Below are 8,228 nucleotides of genomic sequence, written 5' to 3'. Positions count from 1 at the left end.
CCTATCTGGACCCCAATCGGCTGGTGTTCATCGACGAGACCTGGATCAAGACCAACATGGCTCCGATCCGGGGATGGGGACCAAGAGGTCAACGCCTGCGCGGCTTCGCCCCGAACGGCCATTGGCGCACCATGACCTTTTTGGGCGCTTTGCGCTGCGACGGGCTGATCGCGCCCTGCGTTTTCGACGGCCCGATCAACGGGACATCGTTCCGGGCCTATGTCGAACAAGTGCTCCTGCCCACCCTCCGGCCCGGCGATATCGTCGTCATGGACAATCTCGGCTCCCACAAGGCCGCCATCATCCGGCAGATGATCAAAAGTGCGGGAGCACGGCTCTGGTTCCTGCCGCCCTACTCACCCGACCTCAACCCCATCGAGCAGGCCTTCTCCAAGATAAAGCATTGGATGCGTATGGCCCAGAAACGAACCGTCGATGAAACCTGGCGACACATCGGGCGCCTCGTGCAGACAATCTCCCCACACGAATGTGCAAACTACATCCAAAATGCCGGGTATGCTTCCGTCACAAAATGACAGAGTCTAGAGCGTTTCCAGGACAAGTGGAAAACACTTTTCCGGCTCGGAAACGCGACACATCAAAGGCTTGGAGCTCCTGTTCTGATCTAATCAGAACAGGAGCGCTAAGGCTGGACCCGCGACAACCGCCGGTCCATGCCCATGGTGATCGCCAGCGCGACAAAGGCAAAGACGACCAGTCCGAGAGCGATCACATGCGCCTCGGCCCAGCGCAACTGCTCGACATAGTCGAACACCGCGATCGAGAGCACCTTGGTCTCGCCCTCGATATTACCCCCGATCATCAGGACCACGCCGAACTCGCCCACCGTATGCGCGAACCCCAGCACCGCTGCGCTCATATAGCCGGGCCGGGCAAGCGGCAGGATAACGAGCACGAAGGCCTTGCGAAACGAGAAGCCCAGCGACAGCGCCGCCTCGAGCGGTTCCTTGCCGATGGCGATGAACGCGTTGCGCAGGGGCTGGACGACGAAGGGCAGCGAATAGAACACCGAACCGATGACCAGCCCGGGAAAGCTGAAGGCCAGCGTTCGGCCCCCCAACAAGCCTGCCACCGCCCCGCCCGGGCCATTGGCACCCAGAAGGATCAGCATGTAAAAGCCGAGCACCGTGGGCGGCAGGACCAGTGGCAGCGCCACCACCGCATTGACCACCACCGTCCAGCGCGACCGCGAACGCGCCAGCCACCAGGCCAGGGGTGTGCCAAGAACCAGCAGGATCACCGTTGTCCAGCCGGCCAGCGCCAGTGTCAGCCTGATCGCGGGCCATATCTCGAGGAAAAGCTCCATCACCGATCGGCGACCGAATAGCCAAAGGACGCGATGATCGTGACGCCCTGTTCACTGCCGAGAAACTCAAGGAACGCCCGTGCGGCAGCGTTGTCGGGAGACAAAAGGACCGCATCCTGAGCGATCGGATCGTGCATATCCTCATCCACGATCCAGCGCGAGCCGTCCGCGCGGCCCATGACCTGGGACAGGGCGACGAACCCCAGCTCGGCATTGCCCGTATCGATGAACTGATAGGTTTGCGAGATGTTCTGGCCCACCACCAGCCGGGGCGAGACATCCTCCAGGAGCCCCAGCGCCTCCATGGTCTGGACCGCCGCGGCCCCATAGGGCGCGGCCGCGGGTTCGGCGATCGCAAGATTGGCGAAATCGCCCTCCAGAGCTTCTGGTCCCGTCACGCGGTCTGGATCCACGCTGAACAGGACCAGCCGCCCCACGGCATAGGAAAACAGGCTCTCGGACTCACCGAGCCCTTCGGCGACCAGTCGGGTCGGCGTGGCCGCATCGGCGGACAGGAACGCATCGAACGGCGCGCCCTGGATGATCTGCGCATAGAGCTGTCCGGTCGCCCCGAAGCTGAAACTCACCTCCAGCCCCGTCTCCTCGGCGAAGGCTGAACCCAGCTCCTGTGCCGCCGCTGTGAAATTCGCAGCCACCGCAATCTGGGCATCCCGGGCAATGGCCGGCAGCGACACCACACTGCCGGCGAAGGCGACAACAAGAAGGGAAAGGCGCATTGAGAACCTCGATATGTCTTACTGAACATATCGAACCTGACACGGATATCGATCGCACGGCAACCCGTTATTTCCCTTGGGACCGATCGCCCTTGAGTCGGCGCAGCGCCGCGACATCCTCGGCGATCGCCGCCGCGGTCTTGTCCTCGATCGCGCGATAAAGGCGCAGCACGTCATGGCCCGTCTCGGTCAGGCTCGCCCCGCCTTGGTCCTTGCCGCCGCGCGCGGCCTCGACCAGCGGTGAGTCAAATGCGCCGTTGAGCGCCTGCACCAGCCCCCAGGCGCGCTTGTAGCTCATGCCCATGGCCTTGCCCGCCGCGCTGATCGAGCCTGTCTGCGCGATCAGCTCGAGCAGATCGGCCCGCCCGGGCCCGATATAGGCGTCCGCGTCAACGACGATGCGCAGATGCCCGAGGCCCGAGGGCGGAACGGGCCGGGCCATCTCAGCCCTTGAGCGCCGCTGCTTCGGCGGCCAGCGCGACGATCTTGTCGAAATCGCCCGCCGCGATCGCATCGCCCGGCACCACCCAGGATCCGCCCACGCAGATCACGTTCGAGAGCGCCAGATAGGATTTGGCCTTGAACAAATCGATCCCGCCCGTGGGGCAGAATTTGAGGTCCGGAAGCGGGGACGCAAAGGACTTGAGCACCGGCGCCCCGCCCATCGCCTCGGCGGGGAAGAACTTCAGGAAGCTGTAGCCCATGAGCGAGGCCGCCATCGCCTCTGTGGGCGAGGTGACCCCGGGAAGCAGCGGCGGATCGATCGCCTCGGCGTCCTCGAGCAGTTTGACCGGCGCGCCCGGAGAAACCATGAACTGGCAGCCCGCATCCTGGGACGCCTTCATGTCGTCGAGCTTGCGCACCGTGCCCGATCCCACGATCGCGCCCTCGACCTTGGCCATCTCGGCGATCACCTTGAGCGCGTTGGGCGTGCGCAGGGTGACCTCGAGCACCTTGAGCCCGCCGGCCACCAGCGCCTCGGCGAGCGCCCGGGCGGTATCGACATCGTCGTGGATGATGACCGGCACCACCGGTGCCAGCGAAAGCGTCGAATGCAGGCGTGCTGCGTCCTGGGCCATGATGTTCTCCAAGCTCTGCAGTTCTCGGCGGGCGCCTTTTTGCGCTCACCCGAAAGTACGATCCCCTCTAGCACGGGCTTTGTTGAAAAGGGAGGCGAAACTGCCTAAGTATGCGCGCGGCCGCAGGGGCGGCCCCGGGCGCTCGAATGCGCCGACAAGCGGGGAGTGGACATGATCCAGCAGATCAATGCCATAACACCGCTCGCCGAAGCGCGGGCCGGTCTTGCAGAGGCCTTCGACCTCAAATTCACCGATGCGGTCGAGCGCGAAACGCGCCCGGTCTTCGACCGCATCCGGGACCGCATCCCGGAAGTCGAATGGCCTTTCCTCGCGCCCCTGATCTTCGAGATCAACCGGCTCAAGCGCGAGAAGGACGCGGTCATCCTCGCCCACAACTACCAGACACCCCAGATCTATTACGGGGTCGCCGACATCGTGGGCGACAGCCTGCAGCTCGCGGTCGAGGCCACAAGGGTCGAGGCTTCGGTCATCGTCCAGTGCGGCGTGCATTTCATGGCCGAGACCTCCAAGCTGCTCAACCCCTCCAAGACCGTCCTGATCCCCGACAGCCGGGCGGGTTGCTCGCTCGCCTCCTCGATCACCGCCGAGGACGTGCGCGCCATGCGTGCCCAGTATCCCGGCGTGCCTGTTGTCACCTATGTCAATTCCTCGGCCGCGGTCAAAGCCGAGACCGATGTGTGCTGCACCTCGTCCAATGCGCTCAAAATCGTCGAAGCGGTCGAGGGCGACACTGTGATGATGATCCCCGACCAGTATCTCGCCCAGAACACGGCGAAAAAGACCAAAAAGAAGATCGTCACCTGGGCCGGCGCCTGCGAGGTCCACGAGACCTTCACCGCCGGCGACATCGCCGAATTGCGCGCCGCCTACCCCGGCGCCCGGATCATTGCGCATCCCGAATGCCCGCCCGAAGTCATCGACGTGGTCGATTTCGCCGGCTCTACCGCCGCGATGATCGATTGGGTGAAGTCCGAAAAACCCGCCCGGGTCGTCATGGTCACCGAATGCTCGATGAGCGACAACGTCGCGGCGGAGACCGAGGGTGTGGCGTTCCTGCGCGGCTGCAACATCTGCCCGCACATGAAGCGCATCAATCTCGAGAACGTGCTCTGGAGCCTGCACACCGGTGACGAGGAAGTCACCGTACCCGAGCACCTCATCGCCCCGGCCCGCGCCGCGGTCGAACGCATGATCGAGATGTCCGCCCGCCCCTCCTGATCGCGCGAGCCTTTCCCGACCCCTTGCCAGCCGGCCCGTTCCAGCGCAATCGTTCTGGACCTGAGGACGGGGGGGCACGCACATGGACACCAGCGAACGCCAGATCCGGTTCTGGAACCGGATCGCGGCCAAATACGCCAACGATCCCATCGAGGACGAGGCGGGCTACGAACGCACCCTCGAGGTCACCCGCACATGGCTTGGGCCCGAAACCCGGGCCTTCGAGTTCGGATGCGGCACAGGCTCGACCGCAATCCGGCTCGCACCTCACCTCAGGTCCATCCATGCCACCGACACCTCTCCGGCCATGATCGACATCGCCAATCGCAAGGCAGAGGCGGCCGGGGTGCACAACATCACCTTTGCCGTCGGGTCGGCCGACGCCGCAGGCGGTGCGGACGCCCATGACGCGGTGCTCGCCTTCAACGTCATCCACCTCATCCCCGACTGGCGCGCGGTGCTGGCCCGCCTCGGCGAACGCATGGCCCCCGGGGCGCTCTTTATCTCCAAGACCGCCTGCATCGCCGAGCTCAACCCCATGATCCGCCTCGCCATCCCCCTGATGGGTCTCCTCGGCAAGGCGCCGCCCGTCGCGGTCTTTCCCGAGCGCGAGCTTCTCGACGGCATCAAGGCGGCCGGCTTCGAGATCCTCGCCAATGAACGCCACGGCACCCGCGGCAAGGACGTACGCGCCGTCGTCATCGCGCGTAAAAAGGCCTGATCCCGCTCAGGGCAGGCAGAGGCCGAGCCCGCCTGCCCCTTGTCAGCAGAGGGCCCCGGGCCTAAACCGGCTGGCGCACCAGAGTGCCCCGGGGAGCCCATGACCGTTTTCGACAACACGTTCAACGCCGAGGGCGTCGTCATCGTCGGCGCCGGCCTGGCCGGCCTGTTCTGCGCGCTCAAGCTCAGCCCCCGTCCCGTCACCGTCCTCTCGCCCATGCCGCTGGGTGCCGGCGCTTCCTCGGCCTGGGCCCAGGGCGGGGTCGCCGCCGCGGTCGGGGCCGGCGACAGCGCGCTGGCCCATGCGCGCGACACCGAAATGGCCGGCGCCGGCATCGTCGATCACGGCGCGGCCACCTCGATCACCGCCGAAGGCGCTGCCCGCATCGCCGATCTCGCGGCGCTGGGCATTCCCTTTGACCGCGACGATTTCGGCAATTTCATCCTCTCGCGCGAAGCGGCCCATTCGGCCAATCGCGTGGTGCGCGTCTCGGGCGACCGGGCCGGACACGCCATCATGCAGACCCTGATCGCGAAAGTTCGCGAGACCCCCTCGATCCGGGTGGTCGAGGGCATCACCGCGGTCGATCTCGCCCGTGCCGACGGTCGTGTCGTGGGCGTGATCTGCCGCAAGCTTGGTGACCGGTTCCTCGAGCCGGTCTTCATCCGGGCCCGCGCCACCGTGCTGGCCGCCGGGGGCCTGGGCGGGCTCTATGCGGTCACCACCAATCCTCCCTCGGTGCGCGGCCACGCCATGGGCATGGCGGCCCGAGCCGGCGCAGTGATCGCGGACGCGGAATTCGTCCAGTTCCACCCCACCGCCATCGCCTGCGACACCGACCCCGCCCCGCTCGCCACCGAAGCGCTGCGGGGAGAAGGCGCGCTCCTGGTCAACGAGACCGGGGAGCGCTTCATGCTCGACGTGCACCCCGATGCCGAACTGGCCCCCCGCGATATCGTCGCACGCGCCGGGTTCCGCCAGCTCCGCGCCGGGCACAGAGTCTTTCTCGATACCCGCGCGGCGCTGGGCGAAAGGATCCTCACCGCCTATCCCACCGTGGCGCGCTCGTGCGAGCGGGCGGGGATCGATCCGGTGCGCGACCCCATCCCCGTTACCCCCGCCGCCCATTACCACATGGGCGGGGTCAAGGTGGATACCGACGGGCGTTCATCGCTTCCCGGCCTCTGGGTCTGTGGTGAGGCCTCGTGCACGGGCCTGCACGGCGCCAACCGGCTGGCGTCCAACTCCCTGCTCGAAGCCGTGGTCTATGGCGCCCGCATTGCCGAGGATATCTCCGGGCTCGAACCGCTGAGTGCCCCGCTTCCCCCGTTTGAAGGCATTGCCTTTGATCCGGTCAAGGCCGCCGACGCAGAAGCCCTCCTGCGCAACCTGCCCGCCGTCCGGGATATGCGCACCGCCATGACCGCCCATGTGGGTCTCGAGCGCGACCGGGAGGGCCTGCGCGAGGCTCTGCGGATCATCGCCACCCTCGAGCGCACCGCAAGCGGGGTCACCCGGGCCTATCTCAACATGCTCACATCCGCCACGCTCGTGGCCGCATCGGCGCTCCTGCGCACCGAAAGCCGGGGTGGGCATTTCCGCACCGACCATCCGGTGCCCGATCCCGCCTGGGAACGCCATACCGAGCTCACCCTGCCCGAGGCGCTCGCCATCCGGGCCGAGGCCGCCGGAACGGCGTGAGCGTTTCGAGACGCTTAATCCTCGTCGAGAAGATAGGCCGCCACCGCATCGAGATCGGTTTCGGTCCAGTGCACGGTGCTCTCGGAAATCACCAGTGCCATGTCCCCGCCCGGAACATCGAACCCCGGCGTCACCCCGCCCATCAGGACCTCGATCATCCACTCCCGGTCATAGCCCATCTGCGCGAGCGCCTGGGGGGTGATGTCGGGACCGATCCCGCCCGAAAGCGGCCCGCTCGGGTCAACCGCGCCCACCACCGAGCGCGGAGAATGGCAGGCCCCGCAATGGGCCGGACCGTTGACGATATAGGCGCCCCGGTTCCACGCTTCGGACCGCCCGGGATCGGCGACGAAGGTCTCTGGGGAAAAGAACGCCGCTTTCCATGCCCCCAGCCCGAACCGCATCGAAAACGGAAAGCCCAGATCGTTCTCGCCCGACGCCTGGGCCACGGGGGGCACGTTTGTCAGCGCCGCGTAAAGGTCGACAACGTCCTGGTCGGTAAGCGAGGCATAGAACTCGTAGGGCAAGGCCGGATAATAATGGCCGCCTTCTGGGCGCTCGCCCCGGGTCATGGCCCGTGAGAATTCCGCAAGCGTCCAATCCCCGATTCCGTATTGGGGATCGGAAGTGATGTTGGGCGCAACAAAACGCCCATAGGGCGATTCGATCGGGGCCCCGCCCGCGAGATAGGCGCCCTGCCTCGCGACATCGGTGTGGCACGCCACGCACCCGCCGAGCCGGATGAGATAGTCCCCGTGCCCGGCATCGGCAGTGAGCGTCAGGTCCCGCTCGGGCGCCGAGGGGCTCAAAAGCACGAGGGCTCCGGCCCCCGCGATGGCAATCGCCAGCACCGACACTCCCGCGATCACCAGCTTGCGCATGCGCCCCGTCCCCTCTTGCCGTTGCGGCAAGAAACCAGAGCCGGCCCGCGCTGGCAATCGCAATCGCTCCCTTGTGAGGGCCTTCCGCCGGTTGAGGTGGCGGCGATCAGATCGCCATGGTGAACATGGCCTCGATCGCCTCGCGCCGGGTTTCGGCCACCAGACGCGAGATTTCCTCCTCTCCATCCATCAGCACGAGCGTGGACCGCCGCGGGATCGCGAGCCGGGCGACGAGCTCGCCCTGGCGTTCGCGGTCCCAGTCGACCCTTATGACCGGCACGTTGAGATAGGCTTGGCTCTCGGCCTGCAACTCGCCTATCACCCGCTGTTGGAGCGCGCAGGTCGTGCACCAGGACGCCCAGAAATTGACGATATAGGGCGATCCGGACGCCGCGAACTCCGCGAGGATTTCGGGCGTGTACTCATAATGGACCACCTGCGCGCTCGCCGCACGCATCAGGCCCGCACCCGCGGCAAGGCCGGCGCCTGCGGTCACACCAAGGGTCAGGAACAGTCTTCGCGACAGACGCATGGTCGAAATCT

General features: G+C 66.2%; 10 protein-coding genes. 4 read left to right on the top strand and 6 right to left on the bottom strand.

Annotated features, from left to right (window positions below):
• A partial coding sequence (locus EO136_RS07610; protein ID WP_127143128.1) for an IS630 family transposase occupies positions 1 to 536 on the top strand: 536 nt, incomplete at its 5' end.
• Between the two features lie 107 nt (positions 537 to 643).
• Here the strand turns inward: EO136_RS07610 and modB are convergent.
• From modB to eda, 4 genes are all read right to left on the bottom strand, one after another.
• Positions 644 to 1,327: a molybdate ABC transporter permease subunit gene (modB, locus tag EO136_RS07605; RefSeq protein ID WP_127143868.1), complete on the bottom strand. Its 684-nt coding sequence runs from the start codon at positions 1,325 to 1,327 to the stop codon at positions 644 to 646.
• Complete coding sequence (gene modA / locus EO136_RS07600) at positions 1,327 to 2,064, bottom strand: molybdate ABC transporter substrate-binding protein (RefSeq protein WP_127143858.1); 738 nt, start codon at positions 2,062 to 2,064, stop codon at positions 1,327 to 1,329. Before modA ends, modB begins: the two co-directional genes overlap by 1 nt.
• A 67-nt stretch (positions 2,065 to 2,131) precedes the next feature.
• Entirely contained in the window at positions 2,132 to 2,506 is a 375-nt protein-coding gene (locus EO136_RS07595; RefSeq protein ID WP_127143857.1) for a winged helix-turn-helix domain-containing protein, read from the bottom strand.
• Position 2,507: 1 nt separating this feature from the next.
• Positions 2,508 to 3,143 (bottom strand): bifunctional 4-hydroxy-2-oxoglutarate aldolase/2-dehydro-3-deoxy-phosphogluconate aldolase, encoded by a 636-nt coding sequence (eda, locus tag EO136_RS07590; protein WP_206513289.1) that lies wholly within the window; start codon positions 3,141 to 3,143, stop codon positions 2,508 to 2,510.
• 171 nt (positions 3,144 to 3,314) lie between these two features.
• Here eda and nadA point away from each other — a divergent pair, with 171 nt between their 5' ends.
• The 3 genes from nadA to EO136_RS07575 all read left to right on the top strand — a co-directional run bounded on the left by nadA (position 3,315) and on the right by EO136_RS07575 (position 6,804).
• Positions 3,315 to 4,382: a quinolinate synthase NadA gene (gene nadA, locus EO136_RS07585; protein WP_127143856.1), complete on the top strand. Its 1,068-nt coding sequence runs from the start codon at positions 3,315 to 3,317 to the stop codon at positions 4,380 to 4,382.
• An 82-nt stretch (positions 4,383 to 4,464) separates the two neighbouring features.
• Positions 4,465 to 5,103: a class I SAM-dependent methyltransferase gene (locus EO136_RS07580; protein ID WP_127143855.1), complete on the top strand. Its 639-nt coding sequence runs from the start codon at positions 4,465 to 4,467 to the stop codon at positions 5,101 to 5,103.
• Positions 5,104 to 5,202: 99 nt separating this feature from the next.
• The gene (locus EO136_RS07575; RefSeq protein ID WP_127143854.1) at positions 5,203 to 6,804 is read left to right on the top strand and encodes an L-aspartate oxidase; all 1,602 of its coding nucleotides are present in this window, start codon (positions 5,203 to 5,205) and stop codon (positions 6,802 to 6,804) included.
• A gap of 14 nt (positions 6,805 to 6,818) precedes the next feature.
• Here the strand turns inward: EO136_RS07575 and EO136_RS07570 are convergent, their stop codons facing one another.
• Together EO136_RS07570 and EO136_RS07565 are read right to left on the bottom strand one after the other, a co-directional pair.
• Positions 6,819 to 7,685: a c-type cytochrome gene (locus tag EO136_RS07570; RefSeq protein ID WP_127143853.1), complete on the bottom strand. Its 867-nt coding sequence runs from the start codon at positions 7,683 to 7,685 to the stop codon at positions 6,819 to 6,821.
• 106 nt (positions 7,686 to 7,791) lie between these two features.
• Positions 7,792 to 8,217, bottom strand: a complete 426-nt coding sequence (locus EO136_RS07565) for a thioredoxin family protein (protein WP_206513288.1) — start codon at positions 8,215 to 8,217, stop codon at positions 7,792 to 7,794.
• Positions 8,218 to 8,228: the final 11 nt, after the last annotated feature.

The organism is Pelagibacterium montanilacus, from assembly GCF_003992665.1.
GTDB classification, from domain to species: domain Bacteria; phylum Pseudomonadota; class Alphaproteobacteria; order Rhizobiales; family Devosiaceae; genus Pelagibacterium; species Pelagibacterium montanilacus.
This window is presented reverse-complemented; position numbering and strand designations above follow the sequence as displayed.

Excerpts from the sequence above, each read along its gene's own strand:
- modB (WP_127143868.1), bottom strand. The coding sequence starts at position 1,327 with ATGGAGCTTTTCCTCGAGATATGGCCCGCGATCAGGCTGACACTGGCG.
- modA (WP_127143858.1), bottom strand. The coding sequence starts at position 2,064 with ATGCGCCTTTCCCTTCTTGTTGTCGCCTTCGCCGGCAGTGTGGTGTCG.
- EO136_RS07595 (WP_127143857.1), bottom strand. The coding sequence starts at position 2,506 with ATGGCCCGGCCCGTTCCGCCCTCGGGCCTCGGGCATCTGCGCATCGTC.
- eda (WP_206513289.1), bottom strand. The coding sequence starts at position 3,143 with ATGGCCCAGGACGCAGCACGCCTGCATTCGACGCTTTCGCTGGCACCG.
- nadA (WP_127143856.1), top strand. The coding sequence starts at position 3,315 with ATGATCCAGCAGATCAATGCCATAACACCGCTCGCCGAAGCGCGGGCC.
- EO136_RS07580 (WP_127143855.1), top strand. The coding sequence starts at position 4,465 with ATGGACACCAGCGAACGCCAGATCCGGTTCTGGAACCGGATCGCGGCC.
- EO136_RS07575 (WP_127143854.1), top strand. The coding sequence starts at position 5,203 with ATGACCGTTTTCGACAACACGTTCAACGCCGAGGGCGTCGTCATCGTC.
- EO136_RS07570 (WP_127143853.1), bottom strand. The coding sequence starts at position 7,685 with ATGCGCAAGCTGGTGATCGCGGGAGTGTCGGTGCTGGCGATTGCCATC.
- EO136_RS07565 (WP_206513288.1), bottom strand. The coding sequence starts at position 8,217 with ATGCGTCTGTCGCGAAGACTGTTCCTGACCCTTGGTGTGACCGCAGGC.